We start from the raw sequence: 19094 nt of genomic DNA, 5'->3' as shown, positions 1-19094 counted from the left end.
GCGGGGCTACCGGCGCGCGGCCTCCAGCGCGGGCGCGGGGATGAGACGGTACTGCTCCTGGGTCTTCAAGCCCCGATGCCTCGCGAGCTGGACGAGCGCGGCGCCCTCGACGAAGACGTAGGCCGCCGTCTTGTGCAGGTAGGGGTCGAAGACTCCCGAGCGCTGCTGCCGTTCCACCCAGGCGGCCTGCTCCTCCACCATCCCCAGCAGGCCCGCCTCGAAGGCATCGGCATCCGCTGCGGCCAGGGCCTTCACGGTGTCGAAACGGAAGGACTGGCCGCCCTGGAGGCAGCGCTTGAAGTCGGCCAGCTCCGTGTCCAGGTCGGTGCGCTGGAGGAGCAGGGCGATGAGCGCGCCGAAGTAGTGGAAGTCCTCCTCGGCCTCCATCCGCTGCATCCAGGTGGGCGTCATGTCCGCCGCGATGTCCCGGGCCAGCACCCAGGCGCCGGTGGCCAGGGCGTCGAAGAGGGGCTCGCCCTTGCTGCGGGCGAGGTAGTACTGGTCGAACTCGGAGCACGCGCTCCGGCGCCGCAGCAGGCCCCGGTAGAGCGTCGCCGCCTGCTCCAGGCCGTCGCGGAAGCCCTCTTCGTCCAGCTCGGACAGCAGCAGGCCGCAGCCGTACTGCCGCCACAAGGACGCTGTCTCCAGCGCCAGCTTCGCATCCGGCTTCACGGAGGACGACTGGAGCCGCGGCATCCGCTGGCCCAGGAGGAAGAGGAGGTTGTCGAGAACCGAGTCCATGCGCGGTGGGGCCTCAACCCGGGATGGTCTTCCCCGCCGGGTGGACGGCGAGTCCGGTGAGGCCCGCCTTCTGGAAGGCCTCCAGCAGGTCGGAGCGCAGGACGACCATGTCCGTGAGTTCCGCCAACCTGAAGAGCTGGGCGTCATCAGGGATGGAGTCCTCACGCACGTACAACAGCTTGACCTCGGCGAGCTCGTTCGGGTCGCTGGCGGTGCGCCGATACTTGGAGCGCTCGAAATCCAGACACGATACGCACACCAGCGGGTTGGCAATGGCGTACGACTCGCGGACGCGACGGCCGCGCTTGTCCAGCAGGACGAAGGGCAGCAGCTCAACGGCCGCGCCCACCAGCCCCCGCTCCTTCAGGACGTCCTGCACTCGCTGGGACACGTAGAGCACCTTGTCTGGGTTGTCGATGAAGTCCGTGAACATGTCCCCGGCGTTCTCGTAGAGGCTGAGCTCCGTGGTCGGTGGCAGGTAGGAGGCGCAGAGGATGCCATCGCTCAGGTAGAAGTACTCCTCGACCCTGTCCGGCAGGTCGACGATCTCCACCGCGCGGGGGTCATGGGCGTGTCCGAACGTGTAATAGGAATAGGACATGGGTTCGTTGCTCAGACGTTGGCGGCCGTGAGCTGAACACCGGCCCTCATGGTCTTGACCTGCTCCAATAGTTCCACCGAGAGGGTGTTCAGGTCATTGAGGATCTCGGCCTTGAGGTCCTTCGGGTGCTTCTCCTGCGTGATGGCGCGGTCGAGTTTCTTTCGCAGCTTGCGCAGCCGCTCCTTGAGCGAAGTTTGATAGACGCTGTGCGCCGGCACGCCCCAAGGGCAGTGGGCTGGCAGCCCCACGATGAGAGACTCGAACTCCTGCTGGGGTAGGAGCACCATGTTCTTCTCGTTATGGATGTTCCAGCGCGAGATGAGGATGAGCTTCACCACCAGGTCGGAGCGCGACGGGCTGCCGGAGGCCCCCTTGCCGATGACCCACTCCTCGACGGCTCCGATGGCGATGAGGTGATGGTGGTTGTGCTCGTACGGGTAGAAGGCCCCATAGCCGCCCCGCACCTCATTCTGGCGAGGCAGGAAGTTCGGCCGTCGCCCCACTCTCCGCGGCTGCCTGGGCACGTGGGCCAGATGCTTCACCCCGATGTGCCAACCTTCAGGCCCCCGGCGCAGCCAGGTGAGTGACTTCCGCGCGTTCTTGATGAAATCCTTGAACGTGAGCTTGCGCTCCGAGTTCTCACTGACGGGGAAGCGCCTCCAGACGCGCTTCTGTGCCTTGCTGGTCAGCGCGAAGTCCTCATCCACGAGCTTCATCCGTCGGGCAATCGTCTGGTGGTCCTTGTTGTAGAGCGCGCTGCGCTCGTTCAGGGACACATTGTACGAGTTGGACATGTGGTTGCAGGGATGAGCAGGCCATCCCGCATTGTCCGTGAGGGAATGTCGCCACAAGCAACCGAACCCGGAAGGGCGGTCCTTGTGGTTGAGCGTCTTCGGGTCCCAGACCAGATGGGTATCGCTCGATGCCATGCGCACTCACTCCTTTGGACGAACGACGAGGCCGGCCGCCACCGCGCCGGAATCAGACCTGGACCAGATGAGGAGCTCATCCCCGTGCGCGTAATTCCTGACGAACGAGCGCGTTGCCGCGGCCACCGCGATGGCGCCACTCGCGGCTCCCGTGTCTCCCAGGGACACCGCCGGCCAGTGGGTACGCGCCTCGGCCAGCACCGGTCTCACTCGAAGCCGCGCCAGCGCGGTGCCCCACTCCCTGGCTCTTGATTCCTCGCCATTGAGGTCACCGTAGACGTCTCCAATCCGGGTAGCGGCGGCCAGGGTGCCTTCGAGAGTCTCCGCGAGGCGCAACACGGAGGGAGCGCCCTCCTGGTCCGTTGGGGCTGCTTCCACGCCCCTCACCTGGAGTGCCTCCACGCGCGCCTCGATCCGAGCTCCCCGTCTCCGCGCCACGGCGACATCCTCCACCAGCAGTGCCGCCGCGGCCTCTCCGGGCATCAGCCCTACGGGATGCTCCGGAGTCTTGAGGCGCCTGCGCATGGCCAGCGCTTCAAGAGCGCCCAGGTCGCTCGTCAGGCTGTCCACGCCCAGGATGAGTGCTCGTTGAAACCGCCCCGCCACGAGCGCTTCGGACGCCTCCTTCATCGCGGCGAGCACGGAGACGTGTCCATACGGCAATACACGTCGCAACTCTGGACGAATGGCCAGCCGGGTATGCCGGAGCACCAGCGGAGGGAGCCTCTCGTACAAATCAAGCTCCTGCTCCTCCTGCTCCGGCGTCCGAGCACCCGAGAGGCAGAGGAACAGCGCCGTGTCACCCCAGAAGCACGCATCCTCGGTGGGGAGCCTCGAGTAGAGAAGGAGATCCCGGACTGCCTCCCGCGCCAGCAACGCGTACAATCCCAATCCCACGAAACCGTCGCTCAGTCCTCGCAGTGGGTGCCCCACGACGGGCTCCACTCCAGGCGAGTCTCCAGAAGACACAACCTGGAGTCCGAGCGGATGGGGCCGAGCCATCCCACAGCGCAGCGCCGCGCAACCCGAGACCACGTCATGGCCTAGCGTGCACACCAGGCCCAATCCGGTGACGGCCAGGGACATACCCACAGTCACTAGCACGACCGCCTCAGCGCACTGCTCACCCTGGAGGGCAGGCTCAGCCCTGGCTCGCGACCACCATCCCCGGCGTGTCCAGCGGCAGCTTCAGCCGCGCGCGGCACCCACGCCCTTCCGGCCGGTTCTCCAGGCGCAAGCCTCCACCGTGCGCCTCCGCAATCTGCCGGCTGAGCGCAAGCCCGATGCCGCTGCCCTGGGGCTTCGTCGTGAAGAAGGGCACGAAGAGGTTGCCCGTGTCCACGAGGCCCGGGCCCTCGTCCTCCACCCAGACCTCCACCGCGCCGGGTGACAGCACCGCCCAGGACACCCAGACCTCGCCGCCGTCCGGCACCGACTGCACCGCGTCCACCGCGTTGCGCACCAGGTTGATGAGCAGCTGCTCCAGCTGGTCCGAGTCGCCGCGCACCACCAGCGCCGGCCCCGCGCGCACGCCCACCGGCCGGCGCTTCTCCAGCGCCGCCACCCGCCGCACCCAGCCGTCCACCTCCACGTCCGCCAGCGTCGGCGGCGGCAGCCTCGCCAGCCGCGCGTACGCGGACATGAAGCGCGCCAGCGCCTCCGAGCGCCTCGCGATGATGCCCAGCCCGCTGCGCGCGTCCTCGTCCCAGTCCGACGGACGCGGCTGCTGCGACAGCATGTCCTTCAGTGCTTCCGCGATGGAGCCGATGGGCGCCAGCGAGTTGTTGATTTCGTGGCTCAGCACCCGCACCAGCCGGCGCCACGCCTCGCGCTCCTGCTCTCGCAGCGCCAGCCGCAGGTCCGCCAGCACCACCAGCTGGTGCGGCAGTCCTCCCTGACGGAACGTGCCGCGCCGCAGCTCGTACGGGCCGCCCTCCTCCGCGAAGGTGCGCGTCAGCCGCCTCGGTGCCGGGCCCTCCAGGAGGTCCGCCAGCCCCAGCGCCTCCGCGCCCTTCCCCACCAACTGCGAGCGCGACTGCCCCAGCAGCCGCTCCCCGGCGCGGTTGACGAGCTTCAGCGTGCCCTCACCATCGAAGGCCAGCACGCCGACGTCGATTTCCTCCATCACCTGCTCCAGCAGCGCCCCGGCCTCCAGCGCGCCCAGCCGCTGCTCGCGCAGCGTGTCGCCCAGCGCGTTGACCTCCAGCAGCACCTCGCCCAGCGCGTCACCCGCGCGCGCGCCACGGCCTCGCACGGAGTAGTCCCCCTCGCGCAGGCCCGCCAGCAGGTTGGCCACCGCGTGCAGCGGCCGGGTCACCCGCTCGCGCACCAGCAGCCCCACGCCCAGGAACATGCCCACCACCAGCGTGGTCAGCGTCCACTGGACCTTGGGGGAGAAGTCCCCCGTCCACACCAGCGCGAGCGACGCCACCGAGCCCGGCAGGCCCGCCAGCCACGCGAGCCCGAGCACCTGCAGGTCATGCTGCGGCGGCCCGCGCTTCTTCTTCACCGCGCTCCCTTGATGCCGTAGTGCTGCAGCCGCCGGTACAGCGCGCTGCGGGACAGGCCCAGCCCCTTGGCCGCCTCACTCACGTTGCCCTCGTGCCGCGCGAGCGCGCGTTCGATGAGGTAGCGCTCCACCTCCTCCAGCGTCATCTCCTCCAGCCGGGACTGGCCCTCACGCGCCGAGCGCTTCAGCAGCAGGTCCTCCGCCGTCACCTCGTCCCCCGCCGCCATCAGGAGCGCGCGCTCCACCGCGTGCTCCAGCTCGCGCACGTTGCCGGGCCACGGGTACGCCAGCAGCGCCTCCAGCGCGTTCGGGGACAGCCGCATCGTAGGCCGCCCGTAGCGCCGGCCGTGCTCCGCCAGGAAGTGCGCCGCCAGCAGCGGGATGTCCTCGCGCCGCTCGCGCAGCGCGGGCAGCTGCAATTCCACCGTGTTGAGCCGGTACAGCAGGTCCTCGCGGAAGCGCCCCTCCGCCACCGCCTTCGCCAGGTCCACGTTGGTGGCGCTCACCACCCGCACGTCCACCCGCCGCGTCTTCGACGAGCCCACCGGATGCAGCTCTCCCGTCTGGAGCACGCGCAGCAGCTTCGCCTGCTGCGACAGCGGCATGTTGCCAATCTCGTCCAGGAAGAGCGTGCCGCCGTCCGCCAGCTCGAAGCAGCCGATGCGGTCCGCCTTCGCGTCCGTGAAGGCGCCCTTCACGTGGCCGAACAGCTCGCTCTCGAAGACGCCCTCGGACAGGCCGCCCGAGTTCACCGCCACGAAAGGCCGGTCCGCGCGCGACGAGGACGCGTGGAGCAGCCGCGCCACCACCTCCTTGCCCGTGCCGTGCTCCCCCGTCACCAGCACGTTGGCGTTGGACGGCGCCACGCGCTCGATGAGGCGGCGGATGGGCTGCATGGCCCGGGACTCGGACACCATGTTGGGCGCCCCGCCCTGCCCGCGCCGCAGGTGCTGGTTCTCCTCCTCCAGCCGCCGGCTGCGCTTCAGCGCCCGGCCCAGCTCCAGCTGCGTGCGCAGCGTGGCCAACAGGCGCGTGTTGTCCCACGGCTTCTGCACGTAGTCGCGCGCGCCGCCGCGCATGGCCTCCACCGCGCCCTCCACGCTGCCCCACGCCGTCATCACCACCACCGGCAGGGCCGCGTCCTGCGCGCGGATGCGGCCGAGCAGGTCCATGCCCTCCTTCCCGGACGTGGTGTCGCGCGCGTAGTTGAGGTCCATCAGGACGAGGTCCACGTCCTCCGAGTCCAGCGTGGCCAGCGCGCCCGCGGGCGATTGCGCGGTGACGACGGCGTACCCGTCGCGCTTCAGCAGCAGCCGCAGCGCCTCCAGCACGTCCGCCTGGTCATCGGCGACGAGGATGCGAGCGGGCCGCGCGGCGGGGGCCGGAGCGGAGGTCGGAGGATTCGAAACGGTGGGAAGAGGCTCGGACACGGAAGACACCTGGGAGAAGAATGCGCCAGAAAACGAGCGGCGTCAGCCGCGACGAAGAACGGAGGCCGGGTCCACGCCGGCCGCGCGACGCGCCGGCAGCCAGCTCGCCAGCCAGGCGGTGCCCAGCAGCAGCAGGGCCACCCCGGAGAGGACGCTGAGGTCCAGCGTCCCCACCCCGTACAAGAGGCCCTCCATCACCCGGTGCACCGCCAGCGCTCCGGCGAGCCCCAGGCCGAGGCCCAGCCCGACACGCCGCAGCGCCTGTCCTACCACCAGCCGCAGCACGTCCGCGCGCCGGGCGCCCAGGGCCATGCGCACGCCCATCTCGTGCGAGCGCTGCGCCACCGCGTAGGACATGACGCCGTAGATGCCCACCGCCGCGAGCACCAGCGCCAGGACGCCGAAGGCCCCCAGCAGCACCGTGCGGAAGCGCGGCCGGTCCAGGTCCGACGACAGCCGGTCCTCCAGGGTAGAGGGCCGCGCGAGCGCCGCCGTCGGGTCCACCGCGCGCAACTCCTCGCGCACCACCGCCTCCAGCGCCCGGGGAGACAAGCCCGGCGCGGCGCGCACCGCGAGCTGCCCACCCTCCTTGGGCTCCTGGTCCATGGGCAGATACACCGTCGGCTCGTGCCCCGCCTCCACGCCCGCGTAGGGCACGTCCCCCACCACGCCCACCACCGTCCGCCACAGCGGGTTGCCCTGCGCGTCGTTACCGCCCAGCGACACCCGGCGGCCCAGCGGGTCCTCCCCCGGGAAGGCCTCGCGGGCGAAGTGCTCGCTCACCACCATCACCCGCGAGGTGCCGGCCTTGTCCGCCTCGGTGAGCCGGCGTCCCGCGAGCAGCGGCACGCGCAGCGTCTCCAGGAAGCCGGGCGTGGAGACGTTGACGAGCGCGTCCGGCGGGTTGGGCACCTCCGGCGTCCCCTCCTTCCAATATCCCGAGCGACGGATGTCGAAGCCGCCCGGCAGGCTCTGCGCCAGGCCCGCGGCGGCCACTTCCGGACGCGCGGAGAGCCGCGCCATCAGGTCGCGGTGGAAGGCCGCACTCCGCTCCGGCTCCTGGTAGCGGTCCTGCGGCAGCGACAGCAGCGCGACGAAGACGCCCTCCGGGTCCAGCCCCGGGTCCACCTGGTGCAGACGCCAGAAGCTCTTGAGCATCAGCCCCGCGCCGGTGATGAGCAGCAGCGCCAGCGCCACCTCCGCCACTACCAGCGCCGCGTGCGCCCGGCCTCGCGACGCCTCCGTGGCGCCCCGGCCCAGCACCGTCCCGGGATTGAGCCGGGTGCGCTGCAGCGCGGGCGCCAGCCCCACGCCCACGCCCGTCAGCACCGTCACCGCCAGCGAGAAGAGGAGCACCCGTCCCTGCACCGCCACGTCCCCCCCGCGCGGTAGGTTCCCCGCGCCCAGGGCCAGCAACAGGTCCGTGCACCACAGGGCCAGCAGCACCCCGCCCACGCCGCCCATCAGCGCCAGCAGCACGCTCTCCGTCAGCAACTGACGCACCAGCCGCCCGCGCCCCGCGCCCAGGGCCACCCGAATGCCCAGCTCGCGCTGCCGCGCCGCCGCGCGCGCCAGTTGGAGATGCGCCACGTTGGCCGCCGCCAGCAGCAACACCAGCGCCACCGCGCCCAGCAGCACCCACAGCGCCGGGCGCACATCGCGCGTGAGCTGCTCGGCATAACCCACCACATCCAGGTGCAGGTCCGGGTCCTCCCTCAGCACGGTCGAGGCCAGCGCCGCCATCTCCTGCGTCGCGGACTCCCGCGTGGCGCCGGGCGCCAGCCGGCCCGTCACGATGAACGCGCGGTAGCCCCGCTCCGTTCGCGCCTGGGAGGTGGCCGCTCCGACCTGGCTGTCGAACGGCAGCCAGACGGCGATGGTCGGCTGGGGCACCTGGAAGGACGGAGGCATCACCCCCACCACCGTGTACGGCTGGCCGCTCAGCGTCAGCGTACGGCCGAGCACGTCCGTTCCGCCCCCCATCGCCTGCCACTGCCCATACGACAGCACCACCACCGCCGAGTTCCGCTCCTCGGGCGTGAAGACGCGGCCGAGCAGCGGCTGCACGCCGAAGGCCCCGAAGAAGTCTCCCGCCACCACCGTGCCGCGGAGCTGCTGCGCGTCGCCGCTACCGGTGAGGATGAAGGCGTCGTTGCTGTACGCGGTGAGCGAGCGCAGCTGCGTGGACTCGCGCGCGATGTCGTCGAAGGTCATCAGGCTGTAGCGCGAGGGCGACCGCCGCACCTGCTCCGAGCCGAGCATCACCACCCGCTCCGGCTCCACGAAGGGCAGCGGCCGTAGCAGCACCGCGTCCACCACGCTGAAGAGCGCCGTCGTCACCCCGATGCCCAGCGTCAGCACCAGCACCGCCGCCACCGTGAACACCGGCGTCTGCCGCATCGTCCGCAGCGCGTACCGCAGGTCCATCCTCAAGTCGTTCAACATGACGCGCCCCTCCGGACCCTCGTGCTCAGGACTTCTGGATCCACCCGTCCGCGAGCTGGATGACGCGGTGCCCGTACGCCGCGTTGGCATCCGAGTGCGTCACCTGGACGATGGTGGTGCCATCCCGGTTGAGGCCCTGGAAGACCTCCATGATGTGCTTCGCCTGCGCGGAGTGGAGGTTGCCGGTGGGCTCGTCCGCCAGCAGCACCTTGGGGTTGGAGATGAGCGCGCGGGCGATGCCCACCAACTGCTGCTGGCCGCCGGAGAGCTGCGAGGGGAACAGGTCCTTCTTCCCCACGAGCTGGAAGCGGTCGAGCATGTCGCCCACCAGCGCGTCGCGCTCGGAGCGCTTGAGGTTGCGGTAGGACAGCGGCACCTCCAGGTTCTCCGCCACCGTGAGGTTGTCCAGCAGGTGGTACTGCTGGAAGACGAAGCCGATGGTGCGCCGCGCCAGCTCCGCGCGCTCTTTCGGCTTCATCGCCTGCACCTGCTGGCCGTCCAGCCCGTACTCGCCCGTCCACTCCGCGTCGAGCATCCCGAGGATGGACAGCAGCGTGGACTTGCCCGCGCCGGAGGGGCCCATCAACGTGACGAACTCGCCGGGCTGGATGTCCAGGTCGATGCGGCGCAGCACCCAGGTGCGGCCGCCCGCGTAGGGATAGGACTTCTCGACGTTGCGCAGCGAAATCAGGGGAGAGGACATGAGGGTTTCTCGGGTGCCTACTCGGCGCGAAGGGCGATGGCGGGGTCCACGCGCGTGGCGTGGCGGACGGGGATGAGCGAGGCCAGCAGGGCGACCGTCACCAGGAAGGCGGCCATGGCCAGGAAGAGGACGGGGTCGAAGGGGCTGACGCCGTAGAGCAGGCTGGCCATGGCGTGCGCCGCCGCCACCGCGCCCACCAGCCCCACCGCGACGCCGGTCAGCGTGGGCCGCAGGCCCTGCCACACCACCAGCCGCATCACCTCGGCACGGGTGGCGCCCAGCGCCATGCGGATGCCCAGCTCGCGGGTGCGCTGGCTCACGCTGTAGGCCATGACGCCGTACACGCCCACCGCGCTCAGCCCCAGGGCGATGCTGGCGAAGACGAGCAGCAGCACCATGCCGTAGCGCGGCGCCAGCAGCGTCTCGTGCACCACGCGCTCCATGGCCTTCATCGCCGCCACCGGCTGCTCCGAGTCCAGCGCCAGCAGCTCGCGCCGCACCGCGGGCGCCACCGACATCGGGTCCCCCGCCGTGCGCACCGCGAGGAACATGTCCCGCTCGACGACCTGCCGGTGCGGCACGTACACGGACTCGCGCCGGCCGCCGTTGAAGAAGAAGTCGGACACCTGCACGTCCGCCACCACGCCCGCCACCGTGCGCCACACGGGCTGGCCATCCACCCGGCCCAGGGCGATGCGACGGCCCACCGCGCTCCCGTCCGGGAAGTGGCGGCGCGCGAGCGACTCGCTGATGAGCACCACCTTCGGCGCTTCCGGCCCGTCCGCCTCCGTGAAGAGCGCGCCGTCGCGCAGCGGGATGCCCATGGTGCGGAAGTAGTCCTCCGTCACGATTTGATAGAGCACCCGCAGCTCCTGTCCCTCGGGCAGGGGCTCGCGTCCGTCCAGCTCCAGCGTGCGCGTGCTCCAGCTCGGACCGAGCGGCAAATCACTGGCCGCCGCCACCGCGCCCACGCCGGGCAGGGCGCGCAGCCGCGCCAGCGCCTCTTCGTAGTAGCGGCGCACGGCGTCCTCGTCCCGGTACTTCGACGTGCTCACGCCCAGCTGGAGCGTGAGCAGCCCCTCGCGCTCGAAGCCCGCGGGGGTGTTCATCATCGCCGCGAAGCTGCGGGCGTTGAGCGCCGCGCACACGGTGAGCACCAGCGCGAAGGCGAGCTGCGCGGCCACCAGCGCCGTGCGCAGCCGCTGCCGTCCACCCGCCAGGCCTCGGCCCTCGCGCCGCAGCACGTCCGCCGGCTGCACCTTCGCCGCGCGCAGCGCCGGGACGAGGCCGAAGAAGAGCACCGCGCCCACCGACACCGCCAGCGTGAAGCCCAGCACCCGCGCGTCCAGCCCCACGTGCTCCCAGCCGGACACATGGCGGCTCATGTCCGCGGGCAGGCCCGAGCGCATCAGGTCGATGCCCCACAGCGCCAGCAGCAGCCCGGCCACCGCGCCCGGCAGCGACAGCACCAGGCACTCCGTGAGGAGCTGCCGCGCCATGCGCCAGCGGCTGGCGCCCAGCGCGCCGCGGATGGCCAGCTCGCGCGCCCGCCGCGCCGCCCGGGCCAGCATCATGCCCGCCACGTTGGCGCACGCCACCAGCAGCACCAGCGCCGTGGCGCCCAGCATCGTCCACATCATCAGGCGCACCTTCGGGTCGCCGTAGTCGCGCAGCGGCTCCGCGAAGATGCGGTGGCCGGGCTCCTCCGCCGCCATGCGCTCGTGCAGCCTCGCGAGCTGCGCGCGCAGCGACTCCAGCGTGGCCCCGTCCTTCAGGCGCCCCACCACCTGGTAGGAGTGCTCCCGGCGCCGCGCCGACGCGTCCGCGGGCAGCACCAAGGGCACCCACAGCTCGGCCGCCTTGGGGAAGCGGAAGTCCGGCGGCATCACCCCGACCACCGTATACGGCGCGCCGTCCAGCGTCACCGAGCGGCCCACCACGCCCGCGTCCTTCCCGAAGCGCCGCTCCCACAGGCCGTGGCTCAGCACCACGACTTGATGGCTTCCCTCCTTCGCCTCGTCCGGCAGCAGCGCGCGGCCCAGCGCGGCGGGCGTGCGCAGCGCGGTGAACAGCTCCGGCGACACCTGGTAGCCGATGACGCGCTCGGGCTCCACGGTGCCGGTGAGGTTCGTGTCCCACCAGCGGTAGGCCCCCACACCCTCCAGCAGCGAGGCCTCCTCGCGCAAATCGGACACCGTGGCCAGCGAGAGCCGCAAGCGCTCGTAGCCGGGCTGCTGCTCGGTGATGTAGACGAGCCGCTCCAGCTCCGGGAAGTCGAAGGGCCGCAGCGTCAGCCGGTCCAGGTAGCTGAAGATGACGGTGTTGGCGCCGATGCCCACCGCCAGTGTCAGCACCGCCACCAGCGTGAAGGCCCTGTCGCGCAGCAGGCCGCGCACCGCGTACCGGAGGTCCTGGAGGAAGGTGTCCATGGCGTGGCTACTCCGCCTTCAGCGCGATGATGGGGTCCACGCGCGTGGCCCGGCGCGCCGGCAGCCACGTGGCGAACATGGCCACGCCACACAGGAGCGCGGCCACCCCCACGAAGGTCCACGGGTCATACGCCGTCACCCCGTACAGCAGCGCGCCCAGCAGCTGCGCCAGTCCCAGCGACAGCACCAGCCCCACCGCCACGCCCAGCCCCGCCAGCTTGAGCCCCTGGCCCAGCACCAGCGCCAGCACGTCCCGGCGCGCGGCGCCCAGCGCCATGCGGATGCCCATCTCCCGCGTGCGCTGCGCCACCGAGTAGCCGATGACGCCCGAGATGCCCAGCGCCGCCAGCAGCAGCGCCGTGCCCGCGAACAGGCCCATCAGCATGGCGGACAGCCGCCGCGAGCCGATGGACTCGTCCACCAGCCGCGCCATGGGCGCCACGCTGAACAGGGGCAGGTTGCCGTCGAGCGCGCGCACCTCGGCCTCGATGGCCGTGCGCAGCGACTCCGGATTGCCCGACGCCGAGCGCACCACGAGGTTGAGGTTGTAGAGGGGGAACTGCGCCGCCGCGTAGTACGCCGCCGGCCGCGATGGGTTGTCCAGGCCCCACTCGCGCAGGTCATCGACGATGCCCACCACCGTGGACCACCGCGAGTCCTGACGGTGCAGCTTCAGGCGCTGACCGAGCGCGTTGCCCTGCGGCCAGTAGAGGTTCGCGAAGGTCTTGTTGATGACCACCGCCCCGGGCGCGTCCGGCCCGTCCGTCTCCTGAAGCATGCGCCCCTGGAGCAGCCGCACCTTCAGCGCGAGCAGGTAGTCCGCGCTGGCGTAGCGCGTCTCCACCGCCGGCCAGAACTCGTCCGGGGCCTTCGTGCGGCCCTCGATGTCGAAGCTGTTGTCGGTGCGCCCGCCCAGCGGGAGCATGTTCGTCGCGCCCACGGACTCCACGCCGGGCAGCGCCTGGATGCGGGTGAGCAGGTCCCGCATGAAGGACGCGCGGCGCGCGGTGTCCGCGTACGCGGCCTGCGGCAGCGCGACGCGGCCGGTGAGCACCCCCTCGGGAGTGAAGCCCGCCTCCACCTCGCTCAGCGCGAGCAGGCTCTTCGCGAAGAGTCCCGCGCCCACCAGCAGCACCAGCGCCAGCGCCACCTGCGCCACCACCAGCCCCGAGCGCAGCCGCCCCGCCTTCTTCCCGTCCGTGCCGCGCGTCCCCTCGCGCAGCGCGGTGTTCAGGTCCGCGCGGCTGGCCTGGAGCGCCGGCACCAGTCCGAAGAGCACGCCCGTGAACAGGGACACCCCCGCCGTGAAGAGCACCGACGGCACGTCCAGCCGCACCTCCGTCGCGCGCGGCAGCCCGTCTCCCACCACCGCCAGCAGCACGTCGGTGCCCCACAGCGCCATCAGCAGGCCCAGCACGCCACCCGCCAACGCGAGCACCAGGCTCTCCGTGAGGAACTGCGCCACCAGCCGGCGACGGCCCGCGCCCAGCGCCGCGCGGATGGACACCTCGCGGCCTCGCGCCGCCGCCCGCGCCAGCAGCAGGTTGGCCACGCTGCTGCACGCCACCAGCAGCACGAAGCCCACCGCGCCCAGGAGCAGCCACAGCGTGCCGCGCACGTCGCCCACCACCTCGTCCTCCAGCGACTTCACGCTGATGGCCCAGCCGGCGCCCTTGTAGTTCTTCTCGTGCTGGGCCTCCATCTCCGAGGCCACCCGCGCCATGTCCGCCCGCGCCGACTCCAGCGTCATCCCGGGCTTCAGCCGCGCAATCACGTCCAGGAAGCGGCGGCCACGTCGCTCCTCCACCGTCTGGTCCGGCGTGAGGGCCAGGGGCGCGTACACGTCCGTGCCGGCGGGGTACTCCACGCCCGGGGGCAGCACGCCCACCACCGTGTACGTGTTGCCATCGAGCTGCAGCTCACGCCCCAGCACGCCCTCATCCTCCGCGAAGCGCGTGCGCCACGCCTTGTCCGTGAGCACCAGCACCCGCTCCTTGCCCGGCGTCTCCTCGTCCTCGGTGAAGGCCCGGCCGCGCGCGAGTGTCACGCCCAGCGTGGGGAAGAAGGAAGCCGTGGCGCTCGTCACGCTGAGCCGCTCCGGGGTGTCGCCGCCGGTGAGCGTGACATCGTTGATGTCGTACGCCGCCACCGACGCGAAGGCCCGCGGCAGCTCGCGGTAGTCCCGGTACTCCGGCACCGACACGGAGATGTCCTTCAGGTCCATCTTCTGGAAGTTGCCCCAGAGATGCACCAGCCGGTCCGGCGCGGAGAACGGAGGCGGCTTGAGCAGCACGCCATTCACCACGCTGAAGACCGCGCTGTTGGCGCCGATGCCGAGCGCCAGCGCGAGCACCGCCACCAGCGTGAAGCCGGGGCTCTTGGCCAGCGTGCGCAGCGCGTAGCGGATGTCCTGGAGGAGGGTTTCCATGGGGGTCCTGAGGCAGACACCACCCGAGTCCCTCGTCCGGGTGGACGAGGGAGGGGATGGGAAGCGGGGCTCGAAAGGGTTCTTCAGCGGCTCAGCGGCGCTGCTCGTCCTGCACGACGCGGCCGTCGAAGAGGCTCACCGTGCGCGTGGCGACGCGCGCGTGCGCCGGGTCGTGCGTCACCATGCAGATGGTGGCGCCCCCCTTGTGCAGCTCGGACAGGAGCTGCATCACCGCCTCGCCGTTCTTCGAGTCGAGGTTACCCGTGGGCTCGTCGGCCAGGAGGATGAGCGGGTCGCCCGCCACCGCGCGCGCCACCGCGACGCGCTGCTGCTGACCGCCGGAGAGCTGGCCCGGCATGTGCCGCGCCCGGTGCGCCATGCCCACCTTCTCCAGCGCGCGCTCCACCCGCTGCTTGCGCTCGGCCGCGGGCATGCCCCGGTACGTCAGCGGCAGCTCCACGTTCTCGAACACCGTCAGGTCGCCGATGAGGTTGAAGCTCTGGAAGATGAAGCCGATGTGCCGGTTGCGCACCAGCGCGCGGTCCGACGGCGACAACTCCAGCACGCTGCGCCCGTCCAGCAGGTACGTGCCGCGCGAGGCCGTGTCGAGCAGGCCCAGCACCGCCAGCAGCGTGGACTTGCCGGAGCCCGAGGGGCCCACAATCGCCACCCACTCGCCCTGGCGGATGGTGAGGTGGATGTTGGAGAGCGCGTGCGTCTCCACCTCCTCCGTCTCGAAGACCTTCGTCAGGCCCTCGAGCTGGATGAGGGACTTGCCCGCCTCCGTCTTCGGTCCACCCGCCAGCACCGCCTCCTCCGTCGAAGCGGGCGCCTCCACTTTGTCCGTCGTCATCATCGCAGCCTCACCCGCTCGACCGCGTCCCACGCGGCCATGTCCGAGAGAACCACCTGGTCGCCTTCTTGAAGGCCCTGCACGACCTCCACGGCATTCACCGAGCCCCGGCCGAGCTGCACCGGCACCCGAATCGCTTCGTCGCTTCCGGGCATCAGCCGGAAGAGGGACATCGTCCCGTTGGGCTGCGCGCCCGCGGGGCGGCCCACGGAGAGCACGTTGGCCAGCCGCTCCAGCTCCACCGTCCCCTCCACCGTGAGGTCGGGCCGCGCGCCGCGGGGCAGCTCGGCGGGCAGCGACACCTCCACGCGCACCGTGCCCTGGCTCGCCGCCGGGGCCACCCGCGCCACCGTGCCCTCCACCACCCCGTTGCGCGTGTCCACCAGCGCCTTCTGGCCCGGCTGGATGTCGCGTGCCTGCGTCTCCGCGATGCGCAGCTCCGCCTTCAGCCGCTCGGGCTTCACCACCTTCGCCAGGAGCACGCCCGGCGTCACCCACTGTCCCAGCTCCAACGGCAGCTCCTGCAGCACACCGTCCTCCCCCGCGCGCACCTTCATCGACTCCACCTGTGTACGGCGGAACTGGGCGACCGCTTTCAACCGCTCGACCTGGCCCTGCTGCGCGGCGAGCTGGTCCTTCATGTTGGTGGCCACCACCTGGAGCTTCTTGCGCTCCAGGTCGAGACGGCGGGACATCTCGCCGGCCTTCTCGCTCGTCTGCTTCACCTCCAGGTCACCGATGAGCTCCTTCTGATGGAGCGTGGTGCTGGCCTCGGCTCGGCGGCTGGCGTCGGCGGACTCGGCGGTGAGGGAGGTGACCAGGGCCTCCTGCGCGAGGCGCATCGTCTCCAGCTCCGTACGCATGCGGATGAGCTCCGCCTGGGCGCTGGCGAGCTGACGCTCCGCCTCCAGGGCCTGGAGCTGCACGTCCGGGTTGGCCAGCTCTATGAGGAGCGTGTCGGCGGTGACGGTGGCGCCGGGGCGCACGTGGATGCGCTCCACGCGGCCGGCGGTGTCAGCGGTGAGCCAGCGGATGTACTCGGGCACCAGCGTGCCCGCGCCCTTCACCTGCCGCACCATGGGGCCGCGCTTCACCGTGTCCAGCCAGACGGACGCACGCTCCACCGAGGGCGCCGCCGGCTTCAGCCGGGACAGGCCCACCGTCACGGCGATGAGCGCGCAGGCGCCGGCGATGGCGAGGACCCAGGGCTTGCGGGTCTTCTTCTTGGCTTTGGGAATGTCCACGCCCTCTCTAAGAGCGAGGCGCGTGCCAATTGCTTTTCGCGGTGCAAAGCCCTGGATTTGCTCGGGACAGGGGGGGCCGTCCCAAGTCCGGTGCCCGGTTGCGGAAAGTGGCGTCCCAGAAGCGGACAGTGATCAGCGGGCACGGCGAGCGCCTGTCACCCGGAGTGGAGTGAGGACGGACAGGCGTGCGGCAGGGGGACTTGTGGGCCCGGGATGGGGGGACGCAAGGTGGGCCCTCATGGATGCGAGAGAGCCGCTCACCCCTGCCCAGGCCGTGGGGGGTGCCCTCATGTTCCTGGGGATGGCGGGGTTCCTGACCTGGGAGCTGTTCCTCCGCGGGCCGACGCCGTTGTTCGAGGGCACGACGCGAGAGGTGTGGAACCAGGTCGGCGGCGGGCTCTTCATCCTCTTCTTCTCGGGACTGGGGATGGTGGGCATCGTGGCCGGCGTGCGTGACGCGCTGGCACGCAAGGCGCTGCGGGCATCGCTCCAGGAGGACACGGGGACGGAGGCACCGCCGCTGCTCCCTCGCGGCCTCGTGCCATCGCGGGTCCCGGAGACACCGCGTGCCCTCGCGGAGCCGCGCGCCGAGGCGCTGCCCACCGTCATCCACCTGAGGCCCACGCGCCCGCGCTACCGCCCGGGCCCGCTCGCCGTCCTCGTCGGTGCCATCGTGATGGGCGTGCTTCCCCTGCTGCTCATCAAGGGGTGGCATCCCGTCTTCGCGCTCTACTTCTCCGTTGGAGCCGTCGTCGCGCTCGCGGACTGGGTCTGGGCCACGCGCCCCCGGGGCTCGCGCGCGACGCTGGTGGTCGGTCCGCACTCGGTGCGGGTGGGCAGGCCTGGGAGCGGACAGGACTTTCCCTTCTATTCGCTCGAGTCCCTCACGCTCGATGAGAGGCCCTGGTACCGCAATGGCGAGGAGGTGGCCCTGCACCGCCTGCTCGTGTTGAAGGGGCCGCGGGACGAGGCGGCGCTGGAGCACCTCGCGCCCGTGGAGACCGACGACGTGCTGCGTCCGGGACTGGAGCGACTGGTGCGGGCGGTGACGCTCTGCTTCGAGCAGCGGCTCACGGCCGGGCAGTCCGTGCGCGGAGAGGGCTGGCAACTCGATGCGGCGGCGCTGCGGTGCAAGGAGGGAGTCCTGCCCCGGAGCGACCTGTCCGGCGTGGGCGTCACCAGCGCGGGCGTGCAGGTGTGGCGGCGGGGACAGGCCGAGCCCTTCCTCACCGTGCCGCGAGCCAGCGCGAATGCGCTTCCTCTGCTCGCGCTGCTGACGCGCGCCCTGCCCGCGAACGCCCACGTCCCGGATGTCCTGGCGGAGGGGCTCGGGCATGTGCTCTTCCGGCGCCGCACCTCCATCGTCGACTTCCTGCTCTACGTTCTCTTCGGGCTCGCGCTCGTGGGGGGCTCCGGGTTCATGCGCTGGTGGGCTTCCGCGGACTGGCTGTCGGTGCTGGCGGTGACGGGACTCGGTGGCCTCGTTCTCGGGGCCGCGTGGCGCCTCCGCCCCACCTTCCTGACGGTGCACGAGGGGGGCCTGACGCTGTGGCGGTGGCCGGCGAAGCCCGTGGCCCTGCGCGACGATGAGGTGCGGGGGCTCGGGTTCTCCGTCACGCCCCTGGAGGTGCATGGCATCTCGGTGGGCCAGCAGTACCGGCTCACCGTGGTGGCCGAGGACGGACGCCGCATCGACTTCAAGAACGAGCGGCGACGGCCAGACACGGACCTGGAGCGAGTGTTCCAACGCCTGCTTCCGCCCGTCACCGAGCACCTGGCGACGCTGCTCGAAGCGGGACGGCCGGTGACGTGGGGAGATGCGGTGCTCGACGCCCGAGGCCTCCACGTGAAGCTGGATGGCAGACAGGAGTGCTTCCCGCTGTCACGGCTCCGGTTGCTGCGGGAGGAGCGCAAGCTGCGGGTGGTGGAGTCGGGAGGAATGGTGCTCGTCACCCTTCCCGAGGAGGCGATGAACCTCCATCCCGTGCTCCACCTGCTCACGGAATCGAGGGCCGTGGACATCCAGGAGGAAGAAGCCGGCTGACTCGTTCATGAGCGATAGGGAACTGCCCGAGGGAGCCTGAACGGACGCCCGTTCGCTTCGCAGCCGCCAGCCAGGATGCACCTGCCCTCACCTCTCGCATCCCTCCATTGAGGAGCCAGACACCTGCCCTCTGGCGCGACCACCGCTCGCGACCACCGAGGAGCGGGCAGGCCCGCGGAATGGAGGCTCCATTCCGGATGCGGAGTCTCGGGAGCGGCAGGCCCACGCGCGGAATGGAGGTTTCGCGCCAGGGCGCGGGCTCCCGGGAGCAGCAAGCTCGCGCGGAATGGAAGTTCCATTCAGGCTCGGGCTCCCGGGGAGCAGCAAGCTCGCGCGGAATGGAAGTTCCACTCCAGGGCGCGGGCCCCGGGAGCACCAAGCCCGCGCGGAATGGAAGTTCCACTCCAGGCTGCGGGCTCCCGGGAAGCAGCAAGCTCGCGCGGAATGGAAGTTCCGCTCCAGGCTGCGGGCTCCCGGGGAGCAGAAAGCACGCTCGGAATGGAAGTTCCATTCAGGCTCGGGCTCCGGAGCGACAGGCCCGCTCGGAATGGAAGTTCCATTCAGGCTCGGGCTCCGGAGCGACAGGCCCGCTCGGAATGGAAGTTCCATTCAGGCTCGGGCTCCGGGGCGACAGGCCCGCTCGGAATGGAAGTTCCGCTCCAGGGCGCCGGCCCCGGGGTGGGCGGTAGGACCGCGCGGAGTGGACGTTCCGTTCCAGGTTGGTTGCGGGCCCCGGGG

General features: G+C 71.2%; 13 protein-coding genes. 1 reads left to right on the top strand and 12 read right to left on the bottom strand.

From position 1 onward, the window contains the following. Nucleotides 1–6: 6 nt before the first annotated feature. The 12 genes from HG543_RS29865 to HG543_RS29810 all read right to left on the bottom strand — a co-directional run bounded on the left by HG543_RS29865 (nt 7) and on the right by HG543_RS29810 (nt 16312). On the bottom strand, nt 7–741 hold the full coding sequence (locus tag HG543_RS29865; RefSeq protein ID WP_169348299.1) for an immunity 49 family protein: 735 nt from the start codon (nt 739–741) through the stop codon (nt 7–9). A gap of 13 nt (nt 742–754) precedes the next feature. Beyond that, nucleotides 755–1342, bottom strand: a complete 588-nt coding sequence (locus HG543_RS29860) for an imm11 family protein (RefSeq protein ID WP_169348298.1) — start codon at nt 1340–1342, stop codon at nt 755–757. Between the two features lie 11 nt (nt 1343–1353). Then, entirely contained in the window at nt 1354–2136 is a 783-nt protein-coding gene (locus HG543_RS29855; RefSeq protein ID WP_246357394.1) for a hypothetical protein, read from the bottom strand. Between the two features lie 141 nt (nt 2137–2277). After that, on the bottom strand, nt 2278–3168 hold the full coding sequence (locus tag HG543_RS29850) for a hypothetical protein (protein WP_343073469.1): 891 nt from the start codon (nt 3166–3168) through the stop codon (nt 2278–2280). Nucleotides 3169–3412: 244 nt separating this feature from the next. Continuing rightward, nucleotides 3413–4780: an ATP-binding protein gene (locus HG543_RS29845; protein ID WP_169348295.1), complete on the bottom strand. Its 1368-nt coding sequence runs from the start codon at nt 4778–4780 to the stop codon at nt 3413–3415. Next, the gene (locus HG543_RS29840; RefSeq protein WP_171818617.1) at nt 4777–6210 is read right to left on the bottom strand and encodes a sigma 54-interacting transcriptional regulator; all 1434 of its coding nucleotides are present in this window, start codon (nt 6208–6210) and stop codon (nt 4777–4779) included. The genes HG543_RS29845 and HG543_RS29840 overlap by 4 nt, the downstream gene beginning before the upstream one ends. 42 nt (nt 6211–6252) lie before the next feature. Further along, nucleotides 6253–8655: an ABC transporter permease gene (locus tag HG543_RS29835; RefSeq protein WP_169348293.1), complete on the bottom strand. Its 2403-nt coding sequence runs from the start codon at nt 8653–8655 to the stop codon at nt 6253–6255. A 25-nt stretch (nt 8656–8680) separates the two neighbouring features. Beyond that, nucleotides 8681–9358 carry an ABC transporter ATP-binding protein gene (locus HG543_RS29830; RefSeq protein ID WP_169348292.1) on the bottom strand — a complete coding sequence of 226 codons (678 nt, stop codon included), beginning with the start codon at nt 9356–9358 and terminating at the stop codon, nt 8681–8683. A gap of 17 nt (nt 9359–9375) precedes the next feature. Next, nucleotides 9376–11787, bottom strand: coding sequence for an ABC transporter permease (locus tag HG543_RS29825; RefSeq protein ID WP_169348291.1), 2412 nt, complete (start codon nt 11785–11787; stop codon nt 9376–9378). 7 nt (nt 11788–11794) lie between these two features. Continuing rightward, nucleotides 11795–14215 (bottom strand): ABC transporter permease, encoded by a 2421-nt coding sequence (locus HG543_RS29820; RefSeq protein ID WP_169348290.1) that lies wholly within the window; start codon nt 14213–14215, stop codon nt 11795–11797. Nucleotides 14216–14306: 91 nt separating this feature from the next. Continuing rightward, nucleotides 14307–15071, bottom strand: a complete 765-nt coding sequence (locus HG543_RS29815) for an ABC transporter ATP-binding protein (RefSeq protein WP_169348289.1) — start codon at nt 15069–15071, stop codon at nt 14307–14309. Next, nucleotides 15068–16312 (bottom strand): efflux RND transporter periplasmic adaptor subunit, encoded by a 1245-nt coding sequence (locus HG543_RS29810; RefSeq protein WP_169348288.1) that lies wholly within the window; start codon nt 16310–16312, stop codon nt 15068–15070. The genes HG543_RS29815 and HG543_RS29810 overlap by 4 nt, the downstream gene beginning before the upstream one ends. Nucleotides 16313–16550: 238 nt before the next feature. Between HG543_RS29810 and HG543_RS29805 the strand changes: the two genes are divergently transcribed. After that, complete coding sequence (locus HG543_RS29805; protein WP_169348287.1) at nt 16551–18356, top strand: hypothetical protein; 1806 nt, start codon at nt 16551–16553, stop codon at nt 18354–18356. Nucleotides 18357–19094 lie beyond the last annotated feature (738 nt).

The sequence above is a fragment of the Pyxidicoccus fallax genome (genome assembly GCF_012933655.1).
GTDB lineage: Bacteria > Myxococcota > Myxococcia > Myxococcales > Myxococcaceae > Myxococcus > Myxococcus fallax.
Note: the sequence above shows the minus strand (reverse complement) of the source record. Positions and strands in the feature narration are given on the sequence as shown.

Coding starts and splice junctions, on each gene's coding strand:
- HG543_RS29805 (WP_169348287.1), top strand. CDS start 16,551: ATGGATGCGAGAGAGCCGCTCACCCCTGCCCAGGCCGTGGGGGGTGCC.
- HG543_RS29835 (WP_169348293.1), bottom strand. CDS start 8,655: ATGTTGAACGACTTGAGGATGGACCTGCGGTACGCGCTGCGGACGATG.
- HG543_RS29855 (WP_246357394.1), bottom strand. CDS start 2,136: ATGTCCAACTCGTACAATGTGTCCCTGAACGAGCGCAGCGCGCTCTAC.
- HG543_RS29830 (WP_169348292.1), bottom strand. CDS start 9,358: ATGTCCTCTCCCCTGATTTCGCTGCGCAACGTCGAGAAGTCCTATCCC.
- HG543_RS29860 (WP_169348298.1), bottom strand. CDS start 1,342: ATGTCCTATTCCTATTACACGTTCGGACACGCCCATGACCCCCGCGCG.
- HG543_RS29825 (WP_169348291.1), bottom strand. CDS start 11,787: ATGGACACCTTCCTCCAGGACCTCCGGTACGCGGTGCGCGGCCTGCTG.
- HG543_RS29815 (WP_169348289.1), bottom strand. CDS start 15,071: ATGATGACGACGGACAAAGTGGAGGCGCCCGCTTCGACGGAGGAGGCG.
- HG543_RS29865 (WP_169348299.1), bottom strand. CDS start 741: ATGGACTCGGTTCTCGACAACCTCCTCTTCCTCCTGGGCCAGCGGATG.
- HG543_RS29820 (WP_169348290.1), bottom strand. CDS start 14,215: ATGGAAACCCTCCTCCAGGACATCCGCTACGCGCTGCGCACGCTGGCC.